General features: G+C 42.4%; 33 protein-coding genes and 1 pseudogene. 17 read left to right on the top strand and 17 right to left on the bottom strand.

Annotated features, from left to right (window positions below):
* The first annotated feature begins 4 nt into the window (after window positions 1–4).
* The 6 genes from surE to CKV81_RS10845 all read left to right on the top strand — a co-directional run bounded on the left by surE (window position 5) and on the right by CKV81_RS10845 (window position 3,748).
* The gene (surE, locus tag CKV81_RS10870) at window positions 5–787 is read left to right on the top strand and encodes a 5'/3'-nucleotidase SurE (RefSeq protein WP_095074442.1); all 783 of its coding nucleotides are present in this window, start codon (window positions 5–7) and stop codon (window positions 785–787) included.
* Window positions 780–1,061, top strand: a complete 282-nt coding sequence (locus CKV81_RS10865) for a hypothetical protein (RefSeq protein ID WP_095073166.1) — start codon at window positions 780–782, stop codon at window positions 1,059–1,061. The genes surE and CKV81_RS10865 overlap by 8 nt, the downstream gene beginning before the upstream one ends.
* Window positions 1,062–1,078: 17 nt before the next feature.
* The gene (gene lpxB / locus CKV81_RS10860; protein WP_095073164.1) at window positions 1,079–2,191 is read left to right on the top strand and encodes a lipid-A-disaccharide synthase; all 1,113 of its coding nucleotides are present in this window, start codon (window positions 1,079–1,081) and stop codon (window positions 2,189–2,191) included.
* Window positions 2,192–2,218: 27 nt separating this feature from the next.
* On the top strand, window positions 2,219–2,761 hold the full coding sequence (locus CKV81_RS10855) for a C40 family peptidase (RefSeq protein WP_095073162.1): 543 nt from the start codon (window positions 2,219–2,221) through the stop codon (window positions 2,759–2,761).
* Window positions 2,762–2,845: 84 nt separating this feature from the next.
* On the top strand, window positions 2,846–3,253 hold the full coding sequence (locus CKV81_RS10850; RefSeq protein ID WP_095073160.1) for a 2TM domain-containing protein: 408 nt from the start codon (window positions 2,846–2,848) through the stop codon (window positions 3,251–3,253).
* The gene (locus tag CKV81_RS10845; RefSeq protein WP_095073158.1) at window positions 3,254–3,748 is read left to right on the top strand and encodes a dihydrofolate reductase; all 495 of its coding nucleotides are present in this window, start codon (window positions 3,254–3,256) and stop codon (window positions 3,746–3,748) included. It begins immediately after the preceding gene.
* A gap of 4 nt (window positions 3,749–3,752) precedes the next feature.
* On the opposite strand, the gene murI is transcribed toward CKV81_RS10845, so the two are convergent.
* Complete coding sequence (gene murI, locus CKV81_RS10840; protein WP_095073156.1) at window positions 3,753–4,541, bottom strand: glutamate racemase; 789 nt, start codon at window positions 4,539–4,541, stop codon at window positions 3,753–3,755.
* 124 nt (window positions 4,542–4,665) lie between these two features.
* On the opposite strand from murI, the gene CKV81_RS10835 reads away from it, so the two are divergent.
* From CKV81_RS10835 to CKV81_RS10790, 11 genes and pseudogenes are all read left to right on the top strand, one after another.
* The gene (locus tag CKV81_RS10835) at window positions 4,666–5,574 is read left to right on the top strand and encodes an IS1595-like element ISBbi1 family transposase (protein ID WP_005807145.1); all 909 of its coding nucleotides are present in this window, start codon (window positions 4,666–4,668) and stop codon (window positions 5,572–5,574) included.
* A 71-nt stretch (window positions 5,575–5,645) separates the two neighbouring features.
* Window positions 5,646–6,461, top strand: coding sequence for a sulfonamide-resistant dihydropteroate synthase Sul2 (gene sul2 / locus CKV81_RS10830; protein ID WP_001043260.1), 816 nt, complete (start codon window positions 5,646–5,648; stop codon window positions 6,459–6,461).
* 1 nt (window position 6,462) lies between these two features.
* Window positions 6,463–6,963, top strand: a pseudogene (locus tag CKV81_RS10825) (IS1595-like element ISBbi1 family transposase); the annotation flags it as partial.
* 28 nt (window positions 6,964–6,991) lie between these two features.
* Window positions 6,992–7,630 carry an HlyD family secretion protein gene (locus CKV81_RS13620; RefSeq protein ID WP_214649541.1) on the top strand — a complete coding sequence of 213 codons (639 nt, stop codon included), beginning with the start codon at window positions 6,992–6,994 and terminating at the stop codon, window positions 7,628–7,630.
* A gap of 8 nt (window positions 7,631–7,638) precedes the next feature.
* Window positions 7,639–8,295 (top strand): HlyD family efflux transporter periplasmic adaptor subunit, encoded by a 657-nt coding sequence (locus CKV81_RS13615; RefSeq protein WP_214649542.1) that lies wholly within the window; start codon window positions 7,639–7,641, stop codon window positions 8,293–8,295.
* A gap of 272 nt (window positions 8,296–8,567) precedes the next feature.
* A complete protein-coding gene (locus tag CKV81_RS10815; protein WP_095073154.1) occupies window positions 8,568–9,818 on the top strand; it encodes a site-specific integrase in 1,251 nt (416 codons plus the stop codon).
* 576 nt (window positions 9,819–10,394) lie between these two features.
* Window positions 10,395–11,468: a DUF932 domain-containing protein gene (locus CKV81_RS10810; RefSeq protein ID WP_095073152.1), complete on the top strand. Its 1,074-nt coding sequence runs from the start codon at window positions 10,395–10,397 to the stop codon at window positions 11,466–11,468.
* Window positions 11,469–11,518: 50 nt separating this feature from the next.
* Window positions 11,519–11,926: a hypothetical protein gene (locus tag CKV81_RS10805; RefSeq protein WP_095073150.1), complete on the top strand. Its 408-nt coding sequence runs from the start codon at window positions 11,519–11,521 to the stop codon at window positions 11,924–11,926.
* A gap of 2 nt (window positions 11,927–11,928) precedes the next feature.
* Window positions 11,929–12,423, top strand: coding sequence for a DUF1281 family ferredoxin-like fold protein (locus CKV81_RS10800; protein ID WP_095073148.1), 495 nt, complete (start codon window positions 11,929–11,931; stop codon window positions 12,421–12,423).
* Window positions 12,424–12,427: 4 nt separating this feature from the next.
* Window positions 12,428–12,865 carry a hypothetical protein gene (locus CKV81_RS10795; RefSeq protein WP_095073146.1) on the top strand — a complete coding sequence of 146 codons (438 nt, stop codon included), beginning with the start codon at window positions 12,428–12,430 and terminating at the stop codon, window positions 12,863–12,865.
* 23 nt (window positions 12,866–12,888) lie between these two features.
* Entirely contained in the window at window positions 12,889–13,221 is a 333-nt protein-coding gene (locus CKV81_RS10790; RefSeq protein WP_095073144.1) for a penicillin-binding protein, read from the top strand.
* A gap of 266 nt (window positions 13,222–13,487) precedes the next feature.
* Here CKV81_RS10790 and CKV81_RS10785 read toward each other — a convergent pair whose 3' ends face one another.
* The 16 genes from CKV81_RS10785 to CKV81_RS10710 form a co-directional block, all read right to left on the bottom strand.
* The gene (locus tag CKV81_RS10785) at window positions 13,488–13,925 is read right to left on the bottom strand and encodes a response regulator (protein ID WP_095073142.1); all 438 of its coding nucleotides are present in this window, start codon (window positions 13,923–13,925) and stop codon (window positions 13,488–13,490) included.
* Window positions 13,926–13,966: 41 nt separating this feature from the next.
* Window positions 13,967–14,188 (bottom strand): hypothetical protein, encoded by a 222-nt coding sequence (locus tag CKV81_RS10780; RefSeq protein WP_095073140.1) that lies wholly within the window; start codon window positions 14,186–14,188, stop codon window positions 13,967–13,969.
* Between the two features lie 280 nt (window positions 14,189–14,468).
* Window positions 14,469–14,714, bottom strand: coding sequence for a helix-turn-helix domain-containing protein (locus CKV81_RS10775; protein ID WP_456064384.1), 246 nt, complete (start codon window positions 14,712–14,714; stop codon window positions 14,469–14,471).
* Window positions 14,715–14,742: 28 nt separating this feature from the next.
* Window positions 14,743–15,054, bottom strand: a complete 312-nt coding sequence (locus CKV81_RS10770) for a helix-turn-helix domain-containing protein (RefSeq protein ID WP_095073136.1) — start codon at window positions 15,052–15,054, stop codon at window positions 14,743–14,745.
* A 175-nt stretch (window positions 15,055–15,229) separates the two neighbouring features.
* Window positions 15,230–15,511 (bottom strand): molybdenum ABC transporter permease, encoded by a 282-nt coding sequence (locus CKV81_RS10765; protein ID WP_095073134.1) that lies wholly within the window; start codon window positions 15,509–15,511, stop codon window positions 15,230–15,232.
* Between the two features lie 260 nt (window positions 15,512–15,771).
* Window positions 15,772–16,221, bottom strand: a complete 450-nt coding sequence (locus CKV81_RS10760; RefSeq protein WP_095073132.1) for a DUF3872 domain-containing protein — start codon at window positions 16,219–16,221, stop codon at window positions 15,772–15,774.
* An 11-nt stretch (window positions 16,222–16,232) separates the two neighbouring features.
* Window positions 16,233–16,793 carry a conjugal transfer protein TraO gene (locus CKV81_RS10755; protein WP_095073130.1) on the bottom strand — a complete coding sequence of 187 codons (561 nt, stop codon included), beginning with the start codon at window positions 16,791–16,793 and terminating at the stop codon, window positions 16,233–16,235.
* A 26-nt stretch (window positions 16,794–16,819) separates the two neighbouring features.
* A complete protein-coding gene (gene traN / locus CKV81_RS10750) occupies window positions 16,820–17,719 on the bottom strand; it encodes a conjugative transposon protein TraN (RefSeq protein WP_095073128.1) in 900 nt (299 codons plus the stop codon).
* A 24-nt stretch (window positions 17,720–17,743) separates the two neighbouring features.
* Window positions 17,744–19,078, bottom strand: coding sequence for a conjugative transposon protein TraM (gene traM / locus CKV81_RS10745; RefSeq protein ID WP_095073126.1), 1,335 nt, complete (start codon window positions 19,076–19,078; stop codon window positions 17,744–17,746).
* A complete protein-coding gene (locus tag CKV81_RS10740) occupies window positions 19,065–19,349 on the bottom strand; it encodes a nitrogen regulatory IIA protein (protein WP_095073124.1) in 285 nt (94 codons plus the stop codon). Before CKV81_RS10740 ends, traM begins: the two co-directional genes overlap by 14 nt.
* 18 nt (window positions 19,350–19,367) lie before the next feature.
* Complete coding sequence (locus tag CKV81_RS10735) at window positions 19,368–19,796, bottom strand: hypothetical protein (protein WP_095073122.1); 429 nt, start codon at window positions 19,794–19,796, stop codon at window positions 19,368–19,370.
* A gap of 11 nt (window positions 19,797–19,807) precedes the next feature.
* Window positions 19,808–20,431, bottom strand: coding sequence for a conjugative transposon protein TraK (gene traK, locus CKV81_RS10730; RefSeq protein WP_037440337.1), 624 nt, complete (start codon window positions 20,429–20,431; stop codon window positions 19,808–19,810).
* A gap of 18 nt (window positions 20,432–20,449) precedes the next feature.
* Window positions 20,450–21,445, bottom strand: coding sequence for a conjugative transposon protein TraJ (gene traJ / locus CKV81_RS10725; protein ID WP_095073120.1), 996 nt, complete (start codon window positions 21,443–21,445; stop codon window positions 20,450–20,452).
* Between the two features lie 2 nt (window positions 21,446–21,447).
* Window positions 21,448–22,080, bottom strand: a complete 633-nt coding sequence (locus CKV81_RS10720) for a DUF4141 domain-containing protein (RefSeq protein WP_095073118.1) — start codon at window positions 22,078–22,080, stop codon at window positions 21,448–21,450.
* A 28-nt stretch (window positions 22,081–22,108) separates the two neighbouring features.
* A complete protein-coding gene (locus tag CKV81_RS10715) occupies window positions 22,109–24,613 on the bottom strand; it encodes a TraG family conjugative transposon ATPase (protein WP_095073116.1) in 2,505 nt (834 codons plus the stop codon).
* Window positions 24,610–24,939: a DUF4133 domain-containing protein gene (locus tag CKV81_RS10710; RefSeq protein WP_084019010.1), complete on the bottom strand. Its 330-nt coding sequence runs from the start codon at window positions 24,937–24,939 to the stop codon at window positions 24,610–24,612. The genes CKV81_RS10715 and CKV81_RS10710 overlap by 4 nt, the downstream gene beginning before the upstream one ends.
* Window positions 24,940–24,944: the final 5 nt, after the last annotated feature.

Below are 24,944 nucleotides of genomic sequence, written 5' to 3'. Positions count from 1 at the left end.
GATAATCAGAAAAAACAAACCCTTAATTCTAGTCACCAACGATGACGGTATCACTGCTCCAGGTTTACGTGCCTTGATAGATGTGATGAACGAAATAGGAGATGTAATTGTAGTTGCCCCTGATAGCCCACAGAGTGCTATGGGACACGCCATTACGGTAAACTCAACCTTGTATTGTAGCCCTATTACGATTTCTGAACAAGACATACAATTGGAATACAGTTGTAGTGGAACACCTGCAGATTGTGTAAAACTTGCTGTAAATGAAATACTCAATCGCCCACCTGACATTTGTATCAGCGGTATAAATCACGGTTCAAATTCCTCAATTAATGTAATTTATTCAGGCACAATGAGTGCAGCGGTTGAGGCTGGAATTGAAGGAATCCCGGCCATAGGGTTTTCATTATGTGATTATTCTTGGGAAGCCGATTTTGAAGCTGTTAAGCCCTATGTCAAAACCATTACACAAAACGCCCTTAAAAATGGCATACCCAAAGGTGTTGTACTAAATGTCAATTTTCCGAAACTCAAAAAAGATCAAATTAAAGGAATTAAGATTTGTCGACAAGCCAAAGCGCGCTGGGTAGAATCATTCGATAAGCGAACAAACCCAATGGGACGGGACTATTATTGGTTAGCAGGTAAATTTGTCAATCAAGACAAAGGAGAAGATACAGATGAATGGGCCTTGGAGCATGGTTATGTATCGGTTGTTCCTGTACAGTTTGATCTGACGGCTCATCATACTATTCAAGACCTTAACACCTGGGATCTGAATGATTAGAAAGGAAATTATTACTGGTTTTTTAGTTGGAATCATTGCTAATATTGTCGGAACCCTAGGTTATTTATTATTATTTTCAGACCTTTCTATTGCCAGTAGTTTGCAAATTGCACAGAAACAGGGTCATATTGGAAGCATATTAGCCCTGGGCGCACTTCTAAATTTAGTCGCCTTTTTTGGTTTTATTAAATTAAAACGTGACCATAGAGCAAAAGGGGTGTTGATCGCTACATTTTTAACTGCAATAATAATCCTACTGTTAAAGTTGTTTTGAAATTAAATTAAAAGACTGTGAAATACTATATCATTTGTGGAGAAGCATCAGGGGATCTGCATGCATCGAATTTAGTAAAAGCACTTAAAACGGTAGATAATAAGGCTGTTTTTAGAGCCTGGGGTGGTGATTTACTCAAAGCAGAAGGCGTAGAATTGGTCAAACACTATAAGGAGCAAGCATTCATGGGATTTTTCGAGGTGCTTTTGAACCTGAGAAAGATTTTTTCTAACATACGCTTTTGCAAGGAAGATATAGAGAAGTTTAATCCTGATGTGCTGATATTTATAGACTATTCCGGTTTTAATTTGCGGATTGCCAAATGGGCAAAACCAATGGGATACAAAACCTTCTATTATGTGTCACCACAAATATGGGCCTCTAGAGAATCAAGAATAGAGGCCATAAAAAGAGATATTGACCAGATGTTTGTTATTCTCCCTTTTGAAAAGGAATTTTACGAAGATAAACACAATTATCCTGTTCATTTTGTCGGTCATCCTCTTCTTGATGCTATAAATAACTTTGAGCAAATCACCCCTGATCAATTCAGATCCGAGAACAAACTCGATCAGCGGGAGATTATCGCGCTATTACCCGGGAGTAGGAAACAGGAAATTTCCAATATGCTAAGTGTTATGCTCAGTATAGTGGATGAGTTTAAGAACTATCAATTTGTGATCGCCGGCGCTCCTAGCCAGGACTATCAATTCTACCGCCAGTTCATCAAAAAAAGCAATGTGCATTTTGTAAGCGGTAAAACATATGAACTCCTTAGTGTTTCCAAGGCTGCTCTGGTCACAAGCGGAACAGCTACTCTGGAGACCGCATTATTTAAAGTTCCTGAAGTGGTTTGTTACAAAGGCAACTGGATCAGTTATCAAATAGCCAAACGCATTATCACACTCAAATATATCTCTCTGGTAAATTTGATTATGGATAGAGAGGTTGTTAAAGAACTCATACAATCAGAATTCAATTCCAAAAACCTTAAAAGTGAACTAGAAAGGATACTCAGTGAGCCGGTGAGAAAACAAATGTTTCTAGATTATTTTGAATTGGAACAAAAATTAGGTGGGAATGGGGCAAGTTTAAAAACAGCGCAATTGATTTACGATAAAATTTCTTAATTTGGCTGAGGTACCCAAAAAAGCATCATGAAAAATATATTTTTAGCATTTCTAATTATAAGTCTTATCGGATGTAAATCCAAGCAAAAATCAGTTTCCGTAAGTGGATCAAAACCTCATATTGAAGTAGAGGGTAAGCAAACCAACACAGAGACTAACTATAATAAAAGCAATCGTAAAGGCTCGAAAAAATCCAATGCAATTATAAAAACAGCCATGGAATATAATGGCACCCCCTACCGATATGGAGGCACTACCAAAAGGGGAATGGACTGTTCTGGACTTGTCTATGTATCCTTTAATGAAAACGGCATTCCATTACAACGTATTTCTTCTCAAATGGCAAAACAGGGCAAGAAAATAAAACTAAGGCAGGTTGAAAAAGGAGACTTATTATTCTTTACTACCAGCAAAAACAAACGAAGAATTAATCATGTTGGTTTGGTTGTAAGCACTCGTGGCGGTGATATTCAATTTATCCATTCCACTACCTCTAGAGGAGTTTTGGTATCATCCCTAAGTGAAGGTTATTGGAATTATGCTTTTAATCACGCCAGAAGAATACTTTAAACTAACTTTTAGGTAATTTCAGTCGTTAAATTATTTTATCGAAAAATAGCTTGTATTTTGTAACTTTACTAAAATGTATCAACTATGTTTTCCAAAAAAGATCCAAGACAGCTAAGTGAGATTGATATTGATCAACACGAACTTATAGAAACGGCCCAAAGTAGAATACGACAAAAAAAGAGGCTATACTACCATTTTATACTTTTTCTCCTAGGAAGTATATTTATGATCATTGCCAATAAATTTTTAAACTACGGAGTCCAATACAATTGGTTTGTATGGGGAATAGGCGTATGGACCTTTATATTCTTAATACATTTTATCAATGTTTTTATCACCAATAGGTTCTTGGGTAAAAAATGGGAAAGAGAACAGCGAGAAAAACTAGTAAACATCCAAAAAAACAAATTAGCAAAAATCCAACAGGAGATCGAGAAGGCCAAGTCCTCAGAAACTTCTACAAATACAAACCCTGATAACGCATTGACTTAAATGATTACCATCATAGCTGCAGCAGCCGAAAATAATGCCCTTGGAAAGGATAATGACTTAGTATGGCATCTACCTGATGATTTCAAGAGATTTAAAGTACTTACAAGTGGGCATTCGATCATCATGGGACGAAAAACATTTGAGAGTTTACCCAAGACCTTACCCAATCGCACCCATATTATTATCACAAGGAGCCAAGATTATAAAGCTGTAGGGAATTGCATTATAGTCCACAGCCTAAAAACTGCATTACAAGCAGCTCAAAACGATGATCAACCCTTTATCATCGGTGGAGGGGAGATCTATAAACAGAGCATGGATATAGCAGATAAAATAAAACTGACCCGAGTTCATACCCAGGTAGAGGCCGATACCTATTTTCCAGAAATCAACCCGGAACAGTGGGAACTAATATCACAAGAATATCATCCTGAGGATGAGAGACACAAATACGCATTCACTTACCTTACTTATATACGAAAAAAGAAGGCTTAAGATCCTAAAAATCTACTTTTGCAATTGTTTTATCAGCAGAAAGAGACCCCAAAAAACTTTCAAGTACACCAAGGTCTTTGTTGGTATAGAATCTAAAATTGGGTATACTTTTAACCTGACTGAGCAGACCTCTTTGATCTAAGATATTTTTAGTTTGCTTAGCCACCGCATCAGCAGCGTCAATAATCTGAACCCCAGCGGGCAGTATGGCCTGAATTTGAGAACGCAGAAAGGAATAATGCGTACAGCCTAATACAAGGTAATCAATCCCAGCTCTTATCATAGGGGTTAAATATTCGGTGAGTAGGGCCTGCATTTGCTTTGACTCGATTTCTCCGGATTCAATAAGTTCAACCAAACCATCACCGTATTGCTCAATGACTTTACGATCCTTTGCATATAGAGCAGCTGTTTTAGCAAACAAACTACTGGCCAGAGTTCCTCTGGTGGCCAGAACTCCTACCACCCCGGTTTTAGAATTTAAAGCCGCCGGTTTTATAGCCGGTTCTATTCCTATAATGGGAACACTATAGGATTGGCGTAATACATCAATCGCATTTGTTGTAGCGGTATTACAGGCCACAACAATGATCTTACATCCATGCTCCAATAGATAATCCACATTCTTTCTACTAAGTTGGATGATTTCACTCTGAGGTCGCCCGCCGTAAGGTGCATATTTACTATCTGCCAAATACAGTACAGACTCTCCAGGCATCAAATCATAAATAGCCTCCCATACAGAAAGTCCTCCGAGTCCAGAATCAAATATACCTATAGGCTTTACGCTCATCCAATTAACAAATAAAAACTGCCTATAAAGATAGGCAGTTCATTGAAAATTATATTAAAATAACCTGATTCTCCGCAAACACACCTAATATTTTTAGTATATTAGCGCTCAAAAAGCAGGGATTATGAACATATTCAGTTTTACGGCTCATTTCGGTTCGGAGGAAGATTGTCGTTTGCATTTCAAGGAGCAGCGTGATAAGGAAGGGGTTGTCTGCAAGCGATGCGGGGGCACTTCCCATTATTGGTTACAGGGTAAATGGAGTTATGAATGCAAAGGTTGCCGTTTCCGCACCTCGTTGCGCAGCGGTACGATCATGGAGAGCTCCAAGCTGCCGTTTCTGGTGTGGTACAAAACGATGTTCCTGATGAGTTGCACAAAAAAGGGATTCTCCACCAACGAACTCCAGAAGCAATTAGGATTGAAGCGTTACGAACCGGTATGGGCGATGGTACACAAACTCCGCAGGGCGATGGGCAACCGGGATGCAAGGTATACACTGGAAGGGATGATAGAACTGGATGAGGGTTACTTTTCGGTGGCCAGTAAGGAAATCGAGCGAGGCAAGGGTACACGTGGCCGGGGAGCCGAGGGAAAGCAGAACGTTGCGGTGATGGCCGAAAGCACCCCGTTGGAAGATATCGAAACGGGCAAAAAGGAGAAGCATGTGCGTTATTTCAAGGCCAGGGTACTGGATAGCCATCAAAGTGAAGGAATCAACGGCGTGGTCAGGGACTGCATGGAGGATGATGCCATCGTATTTTCGGACAAAAGCACTTCTTACGTTGACATCTCCGATCTGGTGGAATTGCACGTCACCGAGAAATCAGACGCCAAAACCACCAAGGAAACACTCAAATGGGTGCATATCGCAATCAGTAATGCAAAACGGACATTGCTGGGCAACTACCATAAAATCAAAAGGAAATACTTACAGTTGTATCTCAACGAGTTTATTTACAAATTAAACAGACGGTATTTTGGAGACAAACTCTTTGACAGACTAGTAATTGCGAATATAACAGGTGCATAAACGGATAATCAGAATCTTTAAACATCCTAATTAACTACCTGCGGATTTTAGGTATTATTATAGAAGCCCCCATGAATAAATCGCTCATCATTTTCGGCATCGTCAACATAACCTCGGACAGTTTCTCCGATGGAGGCCGGTATCTGGCGCCAGACGCAGCCATTGCGCAGGCGCGTAAGCTGATGGCCGAGGGGGCAGATGTGATCGACCTCGGTCCGGCATCCAGCAATCCCGACGCCGCGCCTGTTTCGTCCGACACAGAAATCGCGCGTATCGCGCCGGTGCTGGACGCGCTCAAGGCAGATGGCATTCCCGTCTCGCTCGACAGTTATCAACCCGCGACGCAAGCCTATGCCTTGTCGCGTGGTGTGGCCTATCTCAATGATATTCGCGGTTTTCCAGACGCTGCGTTCTATCCGCAATTGGCGAAATCATCTGCCAAACTCGTCGTTATGCATTCGGTGCAAGACGGGCAGGCAGATCGGCGCGAGGCACCCGCTGGCGACATCATGGATCACATTGCGGCGTTCTTTGACGCGCGCATCGCGGCGCTGACGGGTGCCGGTATCAAACGCAACCGCCTTGTCCTTGATCCCGGCATGGGGTTTTTTCTGGGGGCTGCTCCCGAAACCTCGCTCTCGGTGCTGGCGCGGTTCGATGAATTGCGGCTGCGCTTCGATTTGCCGGTGCTTCTGTCTGTTTCGCGCAAATCCTTTCTGCGCGCGCTCACAGGCCGTGGTCCGGGGGATGTCGGGGCCGCGACACTCGCTGCAGAGCTTGCCGCCGCCGCAGGTGGAGCTGACTTCATCCGCACACACGAGCCGCGCCCCTTGCGCGACGGGCTGGCGGTATTGGCGGCGCTGAAAGAAACCGCAAGAATTCGTTAACTTTTCGGTGGCCAGTAAGGAAATCGAGCGAGGCAAGGGTACACGTGGCCGGGGAGCCGAGGGAAAGCAGAACGTTGCGGTGATGGCCGAAAGCACCCCGTTGGAAGATATCGAAACGGGCAAAAAGGAGAAGCATGTGCGTTATTTCAAGGCCAGGGTACTGGATAGCCATCAAAGTGAAGGAATCAACGGCGTGGTCAGGGACTGCATGGAGGATGATGCCATCGTATTTTCGGACAAAAGCACTTCTTACGTTGACATCTCCGATCTGGTGGAATTGCACGTCACCGAGAAATCAGACGCCAAAACCACCAAGGAAACACTCAAATGGGTGCATATCGCAATCAGTAATGCAAAACGGACATTGCTGGGCAACTACCATAAAATCAAAAGGAAATACTTACAGTTGTATCTCAACGAGTTTATTTACAAATTAAACAGACGGTATTTTGGAGACAAACTCTTTGACAGAATAGTAATTGCGAATATAACAGGTGCATAAACGGATAATCAGTAAATTTAATAATAAATTGGAAAAGGAAAAAGACATATTAGACAATCTTGAACTACGTTCAGAAAACGTGCAGGATATTCTCACGCAGCCGCCACATTGGATGATTCGATGGGGAAACACGGTAATTTTCGTCATTCTCCTGATGGTTCTCTTGATGAGTTATGTAATTAAATATCCTGAGTTTATACCTGCCCCCATAGTCGTAACTTCCAAAAATCCACCTGAAAAACTTGAAGCAAGAACAAATTCTAAAATTGAAAAAATTTTAGTGAAAGATCATCAGTCTGTAAATAAAAATCAAGTCATGATGGTGCTTCAGTCAGCTGCTGATTACAAGGATATTCTAGCTCTAAAAGATATAGTTGATTCAATGTCATCATCACAAGTTCTCTACTTCCCTACTCAACAGGCATCAACCTTCAAACTTGGCGAAATACAGGGAGAATACAATAGTTTTGCAAAAGCATTGCAGGATGAAAAACTTTTTACTCGTCTTAAGCCCTATGCTCCTGAAAATATTGCAGCAAACCAAAGTCTTGGGGAATACAGGGCAAGGATTGCTACATTACAACAGCAGCGGAACTTAGAAGTTACAAAATTTGACCTTACCAAAAAAAATACTTGCGCTCCCAAGAATTGTTCAATCAAGGTGTAATTGCCGCGATGGAACTAGAAAATGAAAAAACAAAATTTCTACAGGCAGAACAAAATTTGAAAAATATCAATATAACATTGTCACAGATGCAGGAAGCGGTTTCAAATCTAAATAAAACCAAAAGCGGTGCATCAATAAATACTGAGAAAGATAAGATTACATACAGCTCCCAAACGCTCCAATTATTTGAACAGCTAAGAAAATCACTGAGACAATGGGAACAAAATTATCTCATTATTTCTTCTACTGAAGGAGTAGTTAGTTTCCAACAATTTTGGGGCGAGAACCAATTTGTAAAACCCGGTGATATTGTGATGTCTGTTCTACCCAATGATAAGGAATTAGTTGTTGGTCGGATGTTGATTCCATCAGTGAATTCCGGTAAAGTTAAACCAAATCAAAAGGTTTTAGTAAAGCTTGATAATTACCGATACCAAGAATATGGAATCGTTGAAGGCAAGGTCCAAAACATTTCTCTTACTCCAGATGATAAAGGGAACTATTATGTTGACGTTTTGCTTCCAAAAGGATTGCGGACTTCTTTTGGGAAAAAGTTGCCATTTGACAGAGAGCTCAAAGGAAGTGCCGAGATTGTCACCGAGGATTTAAGGCTAATTGAAAGGTTTTTCTATCAAATTAGGAAATTGTTGGGGTATCAAGCTTGATGTTTTTAGTAAAAAAAGATTAGATAAAAGCAAAATTACGCAAAATGGTTAGAACCGTTGCTATACAATGCTTTATAAAATAGTAGTCCAAGTTCAGAAGTCGGTGTCCGATAGTTTTTGGGCGTGAAAATACAAAGTTAGGTTACTAAATCGTTACTGATTGACTTCGGTAACTACATAGCTTAACCGATTATATTTCAGTCTTTTGCACCCTTTTCTACATTCCCTTGTAACTCAATGTAATTTAATTTTAAACGTTAAACATTTGAGTTATGGAGCAGACAAAAAAATCGACGTTCAAACTGCTTTTCTATTTGAAAAAGAACGAACTGAAAAAGAACGGTAATGCCCCGATTATGGCACGTATTACCATTGACGGAACCCCTAAAACTTTCGGTACAAAGTTAGAAATTGACCCCAATAATTGGGATTTAAAACACGGAAGAGTTCAGGGCAAAAGTGCGCAGGCATTAAGCATCAATAAAAAACTGGATAACATACGTGGGCGCATCGACAAGATTTATGAAGATATGCTGAAACACGAGGGCTTTGCGACCGCCCAAAAAGTAAAGCTATCGTTCTTAGGTGTTGGTGTAATGGATGATGCTATCCTTAAAGTTTTCAACGACCAAAATGAGGACTTTAAAAAATTAGTCGAAAAGGAAGAGCGTTCGCAAAGCACCTACAATAAGTATATCACGGTTTACAATCATCTTACCACGTTTATAAAAGAACGCTATCATCGTGATGATATGGCTTTTCGTGAGTTGACTGCCGATTTTATCCGTGAGTTTGATTTTTACCTCCGGTACGATTTGCAGTCTTCGCATAATACGGTTTGGGTTTACACTATGCCTGTATTAAGTCTGGCGGAACTGGCTATTAAAAAAGGCTTGATACGTGATAATCCATTTCAGGATTACGAAATCAGTATGGAGGAAACCGACCGGGGTTATATCCTTAAAGAAGATGTAGAAAAGTTGATGATGTGCGTACCACCGCACCCACGGTATGAACTGGTAAAAGACCTGTTTATTTTTAGTTGCTTTACTGGGCTTGCTTATGCGGATATTAAGAAACTGACAAGGAATAATATTCAATCATTCTTTGACGGTCATCAATGGATTATCAGCAGGAGAAAGAAATCAGATATTGCTTCCAATGTTCGGTTAATGGAAATCCCTAAACGTATCATTGAGAAATATCAGGGTACAACAAGGAATGAATTTATCTTTCCTGTTCCAACAAATGCAACCTGCAATACACACATAGGCAAACTGGTTGAAAAGGCGGAGATTATTACGGAGCAAAAAGTAACCTTTCACACGGCAAGGCATACTTTCGGAACAATGTTTTTGACTGAGGGCGTACCGCTTGAAAGCCTTAGCAAAATGATGGGGCATAAAAACATTTCCACCACACAGATTTACGCCAAAATCACAAGCCAAAAAATCAGTAAGGATATGGATTTGGTTACGCCGAAATTCAAGGCTATGGAGGAAGCATTTATGATGGCAATCTAATCAGCTTTTATCTAATCACAAGAGCAGAACTTCACGGTTCTGCTTTTTTTATGCCCATACTTCTTGTGTAGGTAAAGCACATTTACTTCCTCTACCCAGTCCAACGCTGTAAAAGAGCTTATTACCTACTTGCTAAATAGAAAATTGAAAAACGAAACCCATATCTAATGTCCTTCTGCTATTCCGTTTTTCAAATCTCTATTACAGGCTATGATAGCCTGGTCATTAATTCCATAAAAATTTAGGGTAGAAAATTTCCACAATCAACCGGTAAAAAGGCAGCTAAGTTATAGCGGGCAGCCACCCCACACGTCCAACCAAAAGACTACGGCATAATGGCAAGGCAAAATGTTGGCTTCGCCGAATTGCTGTGTGTTGCCTTGCCACCCTCCGGGACTTATTCCGTTTCCTTTCGGTTTTACGCTGTTGCCCGCTTGGATTATCTGCTTTCTTTTTTCCGGTTTTTCTTTTGGAAAAATTTATGCGAAGCGAAGCGGAGCAAACCACAACGGGAAGCGGGAAACGAGAAAAGCGAGTGAGTAAATAACATTTTTTCAAACATCAAAATTTAGCATTATGGCACACAACATCAATTTCAACGAGCAAACAGGACGTCATTCATTTTTCAGCGTTCAACAAAAAGCGTGGCACGGTTTGGGGCAAATCGTGGAGCAGTACCCAACAAGCGAGGAAGCAATAGTACACGCAGGTTTAGATTACGAGGTTATCAAATCCCCACTGTTTACACAGGGCAGAACAATGAGCATAGGCGACAGCGGAGAGCTGATTGAAGCCAATGACATCTTAGTACCTAACAGTTTCGCTACACTCCGCACCGACACCAATACACCACTGGGCGTAGTAGGCAAAGACTACCATATCGTACAAAACCGTGAGGCGTTCAATTTCTTTGATGCTATTGTAGGCGGAGGCGATGGAATACTGTACGAAACCGCAGGAGCATTGGGCAACGGGGAACGCATTTTTATCACTGCCAAGCTGCCCGACTATATCCGAGTAGGTAACGGCGACGACGTAACAGAAAAGTACATCTTCTTAACCACAAGCCACGACGGTAGCGGAAGTATTACCGCAGCGTTTACTCCTATCCGTATCGTATGCCAAAACACCCTTAACGCTTCATTGCGGAGTATGACCAACGTAGTGCGTATCAAACACACGTCAGGAGCAAAACAACGCCTTGAAAACGCTCATAAGGTTATGGGGCTTGCCAACACTCTAAGCACACAGTTAGAGAACATTTTTAACGATTGGGCTAAAGTAAGGGTAACAGACCGAGAAGTAAGAAAGCTAATCCAGTTGGCACTTTGCCCGAACAAAGAAACGCTTAACCTGCTCAAAAAAGGTGCTGAAGATGAAGTTTCCACCGTGTTCAAAAACACCGTAGATGATGCCTTTGAATACGCTATGATAAGCGACACCCAACAAATGGCAACTACCAAAGGCACATTATTCGGGGCTTACAATGCCGTCACAGGCTACTTTCAGAATGTACGCAATTACAGGGATGGCGAAGCCAAACTACAATCCATTGTTATGGGCGGTACAGCACAGCTAAAGACACAAAAAGCCTTTGAACTGTGTACAGACTTTGCCTATTCAGGAGCAGAGATTTTCAACTTCAATTAATCATCAAAGGCGACTGCCTGCAAAGGTGGTCGCCTACTAAAACAAAAGATATGAAAGCATTAGATAAAATGGATAACCTCGATAAAGCGGGTTTGTTATGCAAACTGTTTCCCGCAGAACTGGAGAACCTGCAAAACGCTATAAAAACGCAATGCGACTACTTCCTGCAAAATGAAACCGCCTTTCGTGAGGGTTGGTATCAAAAAGGATTTTTCACCGCTGAATTTTGGTACAGGCTTGTGCAGAATGCACAAAAAGGCATAGACAAAGCTGAACCACTTTGGAAACGCCCGCACTGGTTTACAGACCATTTTTTTGACGGACACCATTCAATTTTCGCTATTCACTGCCTGATTGAATATACAGATGATGCACAATGCGACCCGCAATTAAAACAGGCGATACACCTGCTTTTCGGGAGCGACAAATTTTTACAGATAACCTTAAACGATAAATAATTATGGCTAATTGGTGCAACAACTGGGTTGTTTTTGAGGGAACAGCCGAAGCAATAGAACAGATTACACAGCTATTCAAATCAATGGCTAAACAGGAGCAAAAAGACGACTGCGGGCAACTGCCCAATTTCGTACAGGACACGCACGGCGATTATTTCTACAATATCAGTCAGGACAATGAAAGTGCGGGCGTATTCCAGTATGAAACAAAATGGTCACCAAATACGCAAGCCGTTAAGCAGATAGCCGAACATTTCAATGTGAATTTCACACAGGACTATGAGGAATTAGGATGCTTAGTGTATGGTCAGGCAATATTTGAAGACGGCATACTAACGGACACCTGCTTAGATAGCAAGGACTTTGACAACTACGAATTAGACGAGGAAACAGACACCTACCATTTTGAGGGCAAGGAGTACGACAGCGAATGGGAAATACTCGAAACCTTGTTAGAGCGTAAAATCGAAAATCAGTTAAACACCACTAAAATTTAAAACTATGAAATTATCAGATAAAGCGACAGCACATATTTTGATTAAAGCCAATACCAACAGCGAATGGGATAATTGCGAGTTTGCAATTATCTACCTATCCGAAGAATGGAAACAGGAACAGGCAAAACGGCTTGCAGTGGTTAAGCCGTTAGAGGGCAATAATTATTTCTGCTCAATGAACTACTATGATACAGCAGTAGATTTTTACAGAACAGGCAAACACGACAACCCTAATATTGAAGAACTGCTAAAGGGTAAGGAATGGGTATTTGTGGAACTTGACGAGCAGGAGCAGGAAACGTTTTCCGTACCAGAAAACCGACTGGACTGTTACAGGCTTGTATTGCGAGCAAACGGTACAGGCTACTATACAGCCTACGGGAAGCATACGAGCGAGGAATTTTGGACGGAAGAATTTTCATTAACCCAATTAACAGCTTAATCAATAAACCCCAATTTCAATTTATGACACGTTCAAATCTTCATATCAAATTGAGCAACTGCAAATCTCTTATTTGCGTTGCCGACAGCAGCAGCGCACCCGAACAGGGATATATCGTTGAAAGGCTTTTTTTGCCCTTGTTATCCCTTGATAACAGTAAGCAGGAACTCGAAATGCTTACGGAGCATTGCACAATGGATGAAAGGCGGATAAACGAAGACTACCGCTATTTATTAGACCTTACCACCAAAGAAGTAAAGTTCTTTGAAGAGCATTACAGCTATACAAAGGACACTTTCAGGAAAGGCAAGGATATAACGGAACGTTATGAAGTGTATTTAAAAACCATAAGCTAAAATAGCAGCCGCCTGACCTGAAAAGTCGGGCGGCAAAAAGACAGATCCTCCCGATGGTCGGGCAGTCTTTTTGCATTTAAGAGGTGCAACCCCTTTACTAAAATGCACTGCTCAGCACAAATCCTTTTCCATTTTACTAAACAGATTGCGACATTATTTCGTGGGATACTCATTATCCCATTTGTTCTATTTGGAGTATTTTCAATTTTAAGTTTTATCCCACAGGATGCCTTGTCTATTGGGGAAAAAGCCCACCTTTAATAAAATTAATTTTTGTAATAGTCCTGTGCAATTTCCACAATACCCGCACTAAAGTATTGCCCCCCATTAAAAAGAGTTTCAACAGCCTTTTTTAATTCGTCAGGGTCGGCTCCTTTTAGAACGTAACCATTAGCACCACATTCAAGCATTTTTATAACGTCCTTTTCATCATCATTAACACTGAATGCCAATATTTTTAATTGAGGGTATATTTCCAATAATTTTTTTGTGGTTTCAAAACCATTCATAACAGGCATATTTACATCGACGATGCAGAGGTCAGGAACATACTCACAGAGCGCAATTTTGTCGATAGCAGATTTTCCGTTCTCCGCTTCAAATAATACTTCAAAACCGTAGCCTATCAGAAAATCACAAATACCTTTTCTTAGCAGGTCGTGGTCATCTATAAATGCTATCTTAATTGTTGGTTCTTTGCTCATTTTCTTCTTTTAATAAGTTTAAAAATCCGGGTTTAGATAAATTAACATCTTTTATACACGTGAGATATGCCATCATTAACGGCAATATCCCTAACATTAAAACGGCAAAGCCATTCTTTAAAGTGTGCTAAATCATTAGGTTTGAAACGTACAATTTCCCCATTTTTAAGAGATATAATAAAAACATCTATACAGAGAGAGAAAGCTGATAGTTGCGACGCAGGGAGGTCAAAATCGGGGTAAAAATTTTCTTTGCTTTCCATAATCTTAATGTTTATTAAGTTAGTGGAACCTGCAAAAAAAATAAGGCGCAGGCAACCACACTTACTGGCATTAAGGCACTGGTACGCCTGACCCCCAAATAAGCGAGCGCCCACGCCTATAACGTGAGCGTTCTTACTTATCTGTTCCGGGGTTTTAAAAATTACCAGTTTCTAATGCGGAACTTAAAGCAAAAACACTTTAAGTATTTCTATATTTTCTGCAAACAAAGATACTAAACTCATTCCTTTTTGATAGCATATAACACAAAAAAGGTTACAGTCAATGTATTTTATGGGAGTTGTAATTCTGCTCCAGTATAGTCAGAATATCGCTTTCCTTGTAAATAATCTTGCCGCCAATCTGTATATACGGCAGGATATTATCATCACGGTACTGCTGTAAAGTGCGTTTGCTGATATGAAGCAGCTTGCACATATCTTCGCCCGAAAGGTAAATTTCCCCGTTCATTACAGGACGGTAGTTTTTCAATATGCTTTCGATACGGGTTCTTAGCTGTGTTATCATTTCCTGATGGGCAATGATTTCTTCATTGTCATTCGTGAATAAATCCATTTTCGACAGTATTGTACGGTTGTCCGGCTTCGAGCAAAGCCTGCACATCCGAGCGTTTATAATAAGTCTTACGGTTCAGTCGGGAATAAGGCAATAACCCTTTGTCCTTATACGTCTGCAAAGTCCGCTTGGTAATGTTCATCATCAGGCACACTTCCTGGTTATCGAGCCATTGCTCTTCTTTAAAAATGGGTGTGTATTTCTGCGTGGCATTTTCGGTCAGTTCCAAAAGTGCTTTCAGCTCATTTTTCATTCTGTCCAGTGCGGATTTTTGTATTGCGATTACTTCCATTGTTTGCTCAATTTTGCTTTGGAAGTTGAATTTATAAAGGCTTATTTCTGCGTTGGGGAAAGTTGCAGGGTTTGGCTTTGAGAGGTAGTGTTTGGCGGTTTACTATCCTGTATAAAACAAAAAATCGGATAACCTTTTGGCTATCCGATTTGCTTTAAAATGTATGCTGAAACAATTATCTGCGTTGGACAGGTTGTTCGGTTTTTACTTCAGGTTGCTGTTTTTCCTTTTTCTCACGGGAGTACACCCACAACGATAATAGCCCGAATATAATCAGGGCGTAAGCTATCCATTTGCCCACCCTTTCAATCAATTTAATGAAAACCGAACTTTCATAAGATGAGAAGCCCTCTGCTCCCATAGGGCTGCGCCTGTAAAACTTTCTACGGTTAATCCAGTAACGAAGTCCCAAGCCTGCAACCAAAAATATGATACCTATAACTAATGATGCAACCATAACAAAAAACACTTTATTTCCACTGTTTGAATTTACAAAAAATATTTGTTTCAGCCTGTAAACGATGTGAATTAAATGCGAAAACGGCTCACCCAAAAAGGCAAGCCGCTTTCATTGTTTATGGAAATAAAATCTTACTCAATAACTGAAACAGGTTACAAGGATAAGAAATTATTTCTTTTGAAATACACTGCCCGGCTTAAAATTAAAAACGGCTTACCAATCAGATAAGCCGTTTTTTATAAAATGAAATACTGCTCTTAGTCGCTGCTATTGAACTGAAAAGTTATCTGCTTTTCATTGCCGAAGTTGTCCGAAATCCAAACATCAAAGGACTGTGATACGGCAGACGTTGAAGTGTAGTACAGCCTGAACTGCTCCGATGGTAACTGGTACAGGTCATTGGGCTGATACGGCGGTTCGTTGTAGTATTGCAATGTTCCCTGCCCGTCAAATTGAAAGTAACGGAGGAAATACTGTGTATTGCTGTAATTGCCTGTGCGCTGTATGGTAATGCGTATTTCTACGGTCTGCCCGTTGGCAACATCTTTAGGCACTGGCATAACATTCACCTCGAAAGGAAAATTGTGCTGTATTTCGAGTTCATCATCTTTGCTGCAAGATACCAACGTAACCGAAGCTGTAAGGATTGTCAGGAATACATATAATGGCAGTAGCCCTGTTCTGAATTTATTGAATATTGCTATCATTGTTTTACGTTTTAAAAGTTAAACCTTAATCCCACACCTGCGGATGGACGGAACTGTTCCAGATCCGTCCCCCACAAAACTTTTGTACGCCCTTGTAAGACTAAAACGAAACGGTCGGACAAGTACGTTTCAAAAGTGAGGCGACCGCCTGCTCCGTATATAAAATTATCTTCGCTCAGTATCTTCGCTCCGTCATACAGCATCGCTTCGCCCCGGTTGATGCTTTCGTAGCCGACTACGCCCGTTACGGCAAAATTCAGCGTGATGTTCTTACGGGCATCGCCCAACAGGAAGAAGCTGTAACCACCCTCTGCGGAATAGGTTTCCTGCGGGATGCGGAGGTCTTTATACTCGTGGTACTGGTGGGTATATTCTAACGCCCAAAGCTGATAATTACCGTTCTTACCGTTTACCGTCATTGCTGCGCTGATGTAGTAATCATTGCCAATCTTATCATTGGACATTACGCCTGCACTTATTTCCAATCCTTTCTGCTTCGGCAGCATCCTTTGCGCCTGTGCAGCCGTGATGCCTATCAAGACAAGCACCACGGTATAGATATACTTTTTCATTTTCTTGTTATTGCTTTAAAGGGTTATTAAAATTTCAGGTGCATATCGTCAATCAAACGGGCTTTGATTAAATCGGAATTTTCGACCTGCAATGTTTGATGTCTGCCGCCGTTCTTCTCGAAAATCTCAATCAGCAGTACCTTGTCATCGGCAATGGTAAACTGGTCTAACAGGAACACGTTTTGTTCGGTCGATTTTCCGGCAATACCGTCCAATGGCTTGTAAGTTCTCAAAGGCGTTAAAGGGCGTTCCTGGACTACGGTGCGTTTGGCTACCTTTTTATCCACTACTTTGAAATTGATAAAATCAATCTCGAAAGGAACGTTTGTACGGTTTCTCAATTCAGTATGGAAATAGTATTTGCCGTTGTGTATGTAAATGCCTTTCAGGATAAACTGAATGCCGAAACTCTTAGCCCCGATATGTTTTACAATGCGCCTGTCTTTCTTGTAAATTGTTTCCAGTAACAAGCCTGCCAGTGATGGCGAATTGTTGCCCAGTTCCTCAAAAAGCACATCGTTACCATTGGCTTTATCCACCGCTTTTTGCATTGTGAGCAGGTCGTAGCTCAATGCCTCCGGGTAGGAACTGTAATACACGTTGAAGCTGTAAAAACGCCCGTCATTTGTGATAACTGAAAAATTCGTTTCCGGCTCAAAGTCCCTTACTGATGCTTTTACACGTAACACGTTTTCCGCATCTTCAGCTTTCCCTGCAATCAGGTATTCGCTGCCCAAATCCACATAACGAATGGCGGTCGGGAAAATCAGGTGCGACGTTTTATCGTAGGTAACTTCCATACGGTACGGTTCTATTTTGCCCAATGCAAGCGGTGTTTTTGCAGTTGCACTGTCCTGTGCATAAGTTGTAACGGCAAAGCCGAGTATCAGGGCAATAGCCCAAAAGGTTTTTAAATAATTTTTCATTGTTTTATTTATTTGAGTTCAACATTATTTTTTAGATACAAGGAAGACCTGATAGCCTGCTTTCAGCGTAACCTTTGGTGTTCTTACTTTCTTGGCGAAATAGCCCGAAATACCCTGTACCACGCCACGGCTTAAATCAGCCGCTACCTGTTGTCCGGCATTCTGCGTGAGCATTACGCTTGTTCCTCCGGTTTGGCTCATATTGCCCGCCATTTCGGTAAGGGCGTTCATTTCCGGCGAATACGGAACGTACAAGCCTTGTTGTCCGTCCAAATCGTAAATGGTTATATCTACCGGGATGATGTTGCCCTCCAGTTCCACGGAGGTAACTTTTAATTGCAGCCTGCCATTCTGAAATTTGGCATTAGCTGTTACAATCGTTCCTTTGGGGATGGTACGTTGTGGGGTTTTGGCAGGCTCCAACAAGCGTAAACGTACACCCGTTTCGCCCACTACCGTTTGGGCTTCGTGTACACAGGCTTTGATACTGTTTTTAGGCTGTACCGCCTGTTCAATAGAACCTGCGGTATAGAACCCACGGTTTTTTGTTTGACTCCAATCGGCTGCAAATGCACTGTCCGACGGTTCACGGTACAAGGCTGATACAATGTTCTTTCTTGTTGGTGTGAACGATACAAATTGCTCTTTTTGGTTTGTACCCGCAGCCCCATTAGTTGCACCATTGGCAGGAGCAGCGTTTCCGGTATTGGCATTTTGCGGAAGATACTTTGCAGCCATTTCATAGGATTTCTCCATTAATTTGAGTTGGTCGTCAACGGTGGCCACAGGTGGCACATCTTTTTCCGACAACTTTGCTTTCAGTTCGTCCACCTGCTTACGGAGTTCCATTGTTTCTGCATTGTCATTATTATAAAATGAACTCAATGTGCTTTGCGCATTGCGGTAGCTGTTCAATCCGGAATTACCGTTTCTTCCCGAATTTCTGCCACCTCCCAAGCCGTTGCTTTCGTCTTCTTCAGGTAAACTTTCTTCATTGTCAGCAGATGCACTTTCCTCCGTATTCCAATAGTCAGAAAGCGTGGTCAGTGCATTGCGCTTTTCCTGCTCTTTGCGTTCGAGCATTTCCTGCTCATACGCCTTGCTTTTGTCGTCGGGCATTCCTGCTCCGGTAGCCTGTGGCACGGCATCGTTCAGCCCAATATTTTCGACCGCCTTTTTATCTTTCGACGGTTTAAATATGAGGTACATACAGCCGAGAAATACCACGCCCATCAAAAGGAAGATAATTGGCTTTTTGAGCCTATCCTTATTGCTCTTTTTATTATCCGGCAGATTTGATGCTGCGTTTGGGTCTTCTCCCTCAACGAGAAAGCTGACCCTTTTTTCATTTTCTTTCATAAATCTGATTTTTTAAAATTGTTGATACACTATCCTGCAACCTTGCAGGGTTTTTACTTTTTAGGACAGGGTTCTCGATATGGTCTATGACCATACCGTTACCGGACTTTGAGGTATCATACATCACTTTGCCAATGACCGCTACGGTAAGCAGCAGATAACCCACAAAGAAGTACAGCGTATATCGGTGCTGTTTGCGCAAGGGCAACGCCCGCCAACGGTCGTCCAGCTTGTCAAAGTACCTGTCCATATTTGCTCTTAATTTTTTCATAGCCTTACTATTTCTGTGTTACAGCTTGAAACGCTTAGGACTTTTACCCACCTGTTGCTTCGGCGCATCGTTGACCAGTGCGACCGCTTCCGTTAATTTGGGTGCGGACATTACGGACAGGTTTGCCAGTTCCGATTTTTTGAGCAGTTGCCCGAAGCCGTCTTTCTTTGCTACCTCCATACGGCTCAATGAGAATTTGCCATTCAGGTACTTTACCCACATACTGCATTCTACACGGGGCTTGTCATCGCCCGACCATTGCAGGTAGCCTGTCAGCAGTAAGTCCTGCTTAGGCAAAGTATCTGCACCTTTTTGGCAGCTTTCGAGGTAATCGCTGATGCTGTCTTTCAGCTTTCCGGCATACGCTCCCTGCGTATGGAAATACCCGCTATATCCTTTATCAGTAAGGATTTTTGCGAACGTGCTTAAATCTGATAATGCTTCCATAAGATTGTTTTTTAGCGTTCGATAACCTCTATATCCTTATTTTCCACGACTGCAAATTTTTCAATATTGAAGCCCTGCGGATTGTTGTCGGAACGAACGGAGTTGACGAGATAGCAGGAAGTAATCAGGTTACGCCTGGTTACATTGCTTGACCGGATAATAAATTGTTTGGCATAGGTGCGCACTGCATACGGGTAGTTGTCGAAGTTGCAAACGACACTATCTACTTCTATGCGTTGCTGCACGTTACCCGAAATGATACGGCTGTAATACCCCTTTTCCGACAAGTCTTTGTAGTAGTCGAAAGCACTTTTATCGGCAAGGTTAAATGCCCTGCTCATATTGCTTTCAATAGCGTTCTTGTCGGGAGCAAGCGTAAAGAACAGTTCGTGAAATCTTCTAACGTGTTCCCTTGCTTCAACCGGGCGGTTGATGCTCGCATCTTGCGATAAGGCAAGCATCAGGGATTTTCCGTTATCCAGTACATAGATTTTTTGGCGTTGTTCTTCTGCAAAGCGGTAGGAACGCCATACGGCGTAACCTACCACGCTAATGCAGAGAACCGCAAACACAATGGCATATAATCTTATCTGCCTAAAGCTGTTTTCGATATTTCTTAGCGTTTTAAATTCCATTTTTAGAATGATTAATGATTATTTATTCATCAGTTTACCGCCGATGTTTCCAACTGTTGAACCTGCGCCTGCTCCGGCGATGTTTCCGGCTTTCATTGCTGTGGAGTTTACATTGCGGGTAAAGTTTCCTGCGCCTCCGGCTTGGACTACCCAACCTGTTACTGTCGGGATTGTGAAGTACCCGATGATGCCGATAATCATAAAGATGATGTACACGGTATTGCTCGTATCAGGGATGTAGGTGGGGTCGGCAAGCATTGCTATATCCCGTTCTAAAATGAGGGATTGTATTCTTGCCAACATTGAGCTGAACAAATCCGAAACAGGAAGCCACAGGTAAACACTGACGTACCTTGTGAGCCATTGTGTGAGCGTGGACTGAAAGCCGTCCCATACCGAAATAGCAAAGGCTATTGGTCCGAGTATGGAGAGGACTATTAGGAAAAACGTTCGTATGGTATCAATGACCAAAGCCGCCGCCTGAAAGAGTATTTCCAGTAGATTGCGAAACCAATCCTTTATGGCTTTCTCTATCTTGTAGGCTTGCCTGTCCATATACATACCCGCCATTGTTCCAATGTCGGAGGGCGACCAACCCAGTTCGTCCAGTTTCTTATCAAACTCTTCGTCTGATACCATATAGGCGGTTTCGGGGTTCCTGACCATTGCCTCATATTCCAACTGGTCTTTCTGCTGTTGCAGCTTGTTCAGGTCAAGCACCTGGTCTTCCAGTATTTGATGGGTTCCTACCACCACCGGACTTAGTACCGCATTGATGGTTCCCAATACAATGGTCGGGAAGAACATAATACAAAGCCCTAAAGCGAACGGGCGCAGCAAAGGGAACATATCAATAGGTTCGGCACGGCTTAAAGCCTGCCAAACCTTTAACGCAACATAGAACAACGCTCCCAATCCCGCCAAACCCTTAGCGACTGCCGCCATATCGCCTGCAAGTGGCATCATATCATCATAAAGCGACCGCAGGAGTTCGTGAAGATTATCCCATTCCATTTTTACCAGTATTTTTGGTTAGCAGTTCCGTAGAGTTCAAGCACTCTTTTGGCATCGTTTTTCTTTTTCGCTCTTAGGTAGCTTACAGAAATATTCTTGTTGGTGTAGTAGCGTACAAGGCTGTGGTAATCCTTTACCTCTTTGTACACACGGTCAATAATATCCATACGCTCCTTATCGTTTAGGGAAAGGCTTGAAGAGGTTACAATTTGTTTCAACTCTTTTAGCAGTTCGGTACTTTCATTAAGGAGTGCCGAATAACCGTTGCCGATAGCGACCAATTCTTGCGGTGTGAAATTTGGGTCGTTCATCATTTTACCAAAATTCTGCACGTACATTTCGGACACATCGCCTACCAACAATACCGTTTGTTGCACCTTGCGGGCATCTTTCACAAGGTTGTTGATAGCTTTCAGCTTATCGTAATATTCCTTGCCCTGGTCGTACACTTTCTTCACTTCGTTGAAGTTCTTTATCACATTGCTTACGGTCGAAGAAGTCTGTATGATTTCGTTCGCAGAGTTGATAATGCCCGAAGCCAAATTAGCCGGGTCGGTTACAACCCACTGGGCTTTTGCTGACGGTGCTACGGCGAGCATCAGTGCCGTACACACCAGATACAATACTTTTTTCATTGTTTCTGAATTTTTAAATTGTTAATGATTATTGATTTGAATTGTCCCGCCTTTGCATTGCGATATGCTTAATGGCGAGTTCTACATTGCCGTCCAGTTCAGCAGCAAGCTGCATCACTTCCATTTTTTCGGTTTCTTCGGTCGTGTAGGCGAGGTATTCCTCCAAACTAACTTCGGTGGCATAGACTGCCGAGTGCGTACCACCTAAGCCAATCCAAACCTCTTTGTAAAGTCGGCTTGCATCATTGTTCATATTGATGGAAAGTACCTGTCCTTTCTCTTTGTCCGTAAGTCCGAGCATCGCCTGTATATCGTCGAACTTGTTCATATACTTGCGTTGGTCAAGCAGGATTTTACAGTCGGAGTTATTGATGATACTTTCTTTCACAATAGGCGACTGGATAATATCATCGACCTCCTGCGTTACGACAATCGCTTCTCCGAAGAACTTTCTAACCGTTTTGAACAGGTACTTGATGTATTCCGCCATTCCCTCTTTGGCAATAGCTTTCCACGCTTCTTCAATCAGGATGAGCTTGCGAATACCTTTCAGTCGGCGCATCTTGTTGATGAACACCTCCATAATGATAATCGTAACTATGGGAAAGAGGATTTTGTGGTCTTTAATCGCATCAATTTCAAACACGATAAAGCGTTTGGAAAGCAGGTCTAACTGCTTGTTGGAGTTCAGCAGGTAATCGTACTCGCCACCCTTATAGTAAGGTTCAAGTACGTTCAGGAAGTTGGCAATGTCAAAGTCTTTTTCCCTGACCTGCTTTTCTTCCAGTACCTTACGGTAATCGCCTTTCACATACTCATAGAAACCATTGAATGATGGGTACACATCTTCCGTTTTGATACGCTCGATATAACCGCTTACCGCATTGGAAAGGGCAACTTCTTCAGAACGGGTTGGCGGTTCATCATCACGTTTCCACAAGGTCAGTATCAGGGTTTTGATACTTTCCCGCTTCTCAATGTCGAACACGCCATCATCGGTATAGAAAGGGTTAAAGGCAATCGGGTTATCTTCGGTATAAGTGAAGTAAACACCGTCTTCGCCTTTGGTCTTTCCTTTGATGAGTTCGCACAATCCCTGATAAGAGTTACCCGTATCTACGAGCAATACGTGTGCACCCTGTTCGTAATACTGCCGTACCATATGGTTAGTGAAGAACGACTTACCTGAACCCGACGGACCAAGTATGAACTTGTTCCGGTTCGTGATGATACCACGCTTCATAGGCAGGTCGGAAATATCCAAATGGATAGGTTTTCCTGTAAGCCTGTCAGCCATCTTGATACCGAACGGCGAGGGCGAATTGTGGTAGTTGGTTTCTTCCGTGAAGAAGCACAATGCAGGCTCAATGAACGTGTAAAAACTTTCCTCACTGGGGAAGTCGCCCGCATTGCCGGGCATTCCTGCCCAATACAAAGTGGCTACGTCCGTCGTGTTGTGCCGAGGCTTACACTCCATCAGTGCCAACGCACTACCGCAATCATTCTTTAGCTGTTTCAGTTCCGCAGGGTCTTCCGACCACGCCATAATGTTGAAGTGCGCACGGATAGAAGACAGTCCGAAGCTATGGGCTTCGTTCAGGTACTTTTCTATCCACTCTTTGTTGATTTGGTTGGCACGGCTGTACCTTGCCAGTGAGTGCATATTCCTTGCGGACTTCTCAAACTTTTGCAGGTTGTCTTCGCTGTTATCCAAAAAAATGTACTGATTGTAAATGTGGTTGCAGCTTAACAGCAAACCCACAGGTGCGGCGAATGACAAACGGCAATCGCTACGGTCGGTGGATAGCTTTTCAAAACGGGTATCTGCCGATACCGTTCCAGGCAGGTCGTCCGTATCTGAAAGGGTATGCAGGCTTAACCTTTTGTTACCGATGCGCACTTCTTCGTTTCCGAGTGCGATGTCTTGCATTGGTGTTCCGGCTCCCCTCGATAGCGTGAGGTACTGTTCCAATAATCCCTGTGTGTCTTCCGTGCCGATGATTTCATCTTCAGAAAGTCGTTTCAGGGTTACAAAACCGCTATCGTTCAGGATACGCTCAAACTGGGCAACCGCCTCCATAAAGCGGTGTATCGTTTCCTTGTTCCTGATTTCCTTTGGTATCAGCGTACCTTTGCAAAGCGAACTGAAGTTGCTTTGCATCCGCATTCTTTCCTTAGTGGTCTTCGTCAGGAACAGGTAGCAATAGTGGTTCAGGAATGGTCGCTCATTGAAATGGCGTTGATAGGACTTTGATAAAAAGCTCTGGTCTTCGATTGCCAAATCGGGCGCATAGCTTTCCTTGATGTACCAATCCTGTTTGTGAATGACCGTAAAATCAGGCAGGGTTTTGATAGCCTTGTGCCAGGCGGAATGTATCGCTTCATACTCCGCAGATGCTACCGTAAACAGTTCCGGCAAACGCACTTCAAAGCAGGCGGTAATGTCCGCATCTTTGGATAAGATGCAGTTGTTCTCTACTGCCAACAAAGGAAATTTATTTTCCAGTGTGGTGGTCTTTGCTACATTTCTCATACGGCATTCTGTTTAGGCGTGAATTTTAAATAGCGGTGTACAGGCTTGCGGCAGATGATGTAGCGGGGATGCCTTTTATTGGCTGCAATTTTCATCAGCCCGTGTTCGCCGTACTTCCTGTTGAGCGAAAATGTCTGCCATATAATGAGCGAAGCACCGCCTGCTCCGAGGAACAGGCAGATGTAAGAGTTTACGCCTGCCATATACAGTATCATCACGAGGATAAGCGTACCGAGCAGCCCACCTGCGAAAATGAACAGGTATTGTGCTTTCAGCCCTTTAAATTCCACCGTCCTGCCGATGCCTTTGTTGATATTGTAATTCATAAGGC

It is taken from the genome of Chryseobacterium taklimakanense (assembly GCF_900187185.1).
GTDB lineage: Bacteria > Bacteroidota > Bacteroidia > Flavobacteriales > Weeksellaceae > Planobacterium > Planobacterium taklimakanense.
Note: the sequence above shows the minus strand (reverse complement) of the source record. Positions and strands in the feature narration are given on the sequence as shown.

Coding starts and splice junctions, on each gene's coding strand:
- CKV81_RS10780 (WP_095073140.1), bottom strand. CDS start 14,188: ATGGAAAGCAAAGAAAATTTTTACCCCGATTTTGACCTCCCTGCGTCG.
- CKV81_RS10795 (WP_095073146.1), top strand. CDS start 12,428: ATGAAATTATCAGATAAAGCGACAGCACATATTTTGATTAAAGCCAAT.
- CKV81_RS10805 (WP_095073150.1), top strand. CDS start 11,519: ATGAAAGCATTAGATAAAATGGATAACCTCGATAAAGCGGGTTTGTTA.
- CKV81_RS10845 (WP_095073158.1), top strand. CDS start 3,254: ATGATTACCATCATAGCTGCAGCAGCCGAAAATAATGCCCTTGGAAAG.
- CKV81_RS10710 (WP_084019010.1), bottom strand. CDS start 24,939: ATGAATTACAATATCAACAAAGGCATCGGCAGGACGGTGGAATTTAAA.
- CKV81_RS10790 (WP_095073144.1), top strand. CDS start 12,889: ATGACACGTTCAAATCTTCATATCAAATTGAGCAACTGCAAATCTCTT.
- CKV81_RS13615 (WP_214649542.1), top strand. CDS start 7,639: ATGGAACTAGAAAATGAAAAAACAAAATTTCTACAGGCAGAACAAAAT.
- CKV81_RS10735 (WP_095073122.1), bottom strand. CDS start 19,796: ATGGAAGCATTATCAGATTTAAGCACGTTCGCAAAAATCCTTACTGAT.
- CKV81_RS10760 (WP_095073132.1), bottom strand. CDS start 16,221: ATGATAGCAATATTCAATAAATTCAGAACAGGGCTACTGCCATTATAT.
- CKV81_RS10740 (WP_095073124.1), bottom strand. CDS start 19,349: ATGAAAAAATTAAGAGCAAATATGGACAGGTACTTTGACAAGCTGGAC.
- CKV81_RS10770 (WP_095073136.1), bottom strand. CDS start 15,054: ATGGAAGTAATCGCAATACAAAAATCCGCACTGGACAGAATGAAAAAT.
- CKV81_RS10720 (WP_095073118.1), bottom strand. CDS start 22,080: ATGAAAAAAGTATTGTATCTGGTGTGTACGGCACTGATGCTCGCCGTA.
- CKV81_RS10715 (WP_095073116.1), bottom strand. CDS start 24,613: ATGAGAAATGTAGCAAAGACCACCACACTGGAAAATAAATTTCCTTTG.
- traK (WP_037440337.1), bottom strand. CDS start 20,431: ATGGAATTTAAAACGCTAAGAAATATCGAAAACAGCTTTAGGCAGATA.
- CKV81_RS10765 (WP_095073134.1), bottom strand. CDS start 15,511: ATGGTTGCATCATTAGTTATAGGTATCATATTTTTGGTTGCAGGCTTG.
- CKV81_RS10835 (WP_005807145.1), top strand. CDS start 4,666: ATGAACATATTCAGTTTTACGGCTCATTTCGGTTCGGAGGAAGATTGT.
- murI (WP_095073156.1), bottom strand. CDS start 4,541: ATGAGCGTAAAGCCTATAGGTATATTTGATTCTGGACTCGGAGGACTT.
- CKV81_RS10755 (WP_095073130.1), bottom strand. CDS start 16,793: ATGAAAAAGTATATCTATACCGTGGTGCTTGTCTTGATAGGCATCACG.
- CKV81_RS10850 (WP_095073160.1), top strand. CDS start 2,846: ATGTTTTCCAAAAAAGATCCAAGACAGCTAAGTGAGATTGATATTGAT.
- CKV81_RS10775 (WP_456064384.1), bottom strand. CDS start 14,714: ATGATAACACAGCTAAGAACCCGTATCGAAAGCATATTGAAAAACTAC.
- traJ (WP_095073120.1), bottom strand. CDS start 21,445: ATGGAATGGGATAATCTTCACGAACTCCTGCGGTCGCTTTATGATGAT.
- CKV81_RS10785 (WP_095073142.1), bottom strand. CDS start 13,925: ATGAGCAAAGAACCAACAATTAAGATAGCATTTATAGATGACCACGAC.
- CKV81_RS10810 (WP_095073152.1), top strand. CDS start 10,395: ATGGCACACAACATCAATTTCAACGAGCAAACAGGACGTCATTCATTT.
- traN (WP_095073128.1), bottom strand. CDS start 17,719: ATGAAAAATTATTTAAAAACCTTTTGGGCTATTGCCCTGATACTCGGC.
- traM (WP_095073126.1), bottom strand. CDS start 19,078: ATGAAAGAAAATGAAAAAAGGGTCAGCTTTCTCGTTGAGGGAGAAGAC.
- CKV81_RS10855 (WP_095073162.1), top strand. CDS start 2,219: ATGAAAAATATATTTTTAGCATTTCTAATTATAAGTCTTATCGGATGT.
- CKV81_RS10800 (WP_095073148.1), top strand. CDS start 11,929: ATGGCTAATTGGTGCAACAACTGGGTTGTTTTTGAGGGAACAGCCGAA.
- sul2 (WP_001043260.1), top strand. CDS start 5,646: ATGAATAAATCGCTCATCATTTTCGGCATCGTCAACATAACCTCGGAC.
- CKV81_RS10865 (WP_095073166.1), top strand. CDS start 780: ATGATTAGAAAGGAAATTATTACTGGTTTTTTAGTTGGAATCATTGCT.
- CKV81_RS10815 (WP_095073154.1), top strand. CDS start 8,568: ATGGAGCAGACAAAAAAATCGACGTTCAAACTGCTTTTCTATTTGAAA.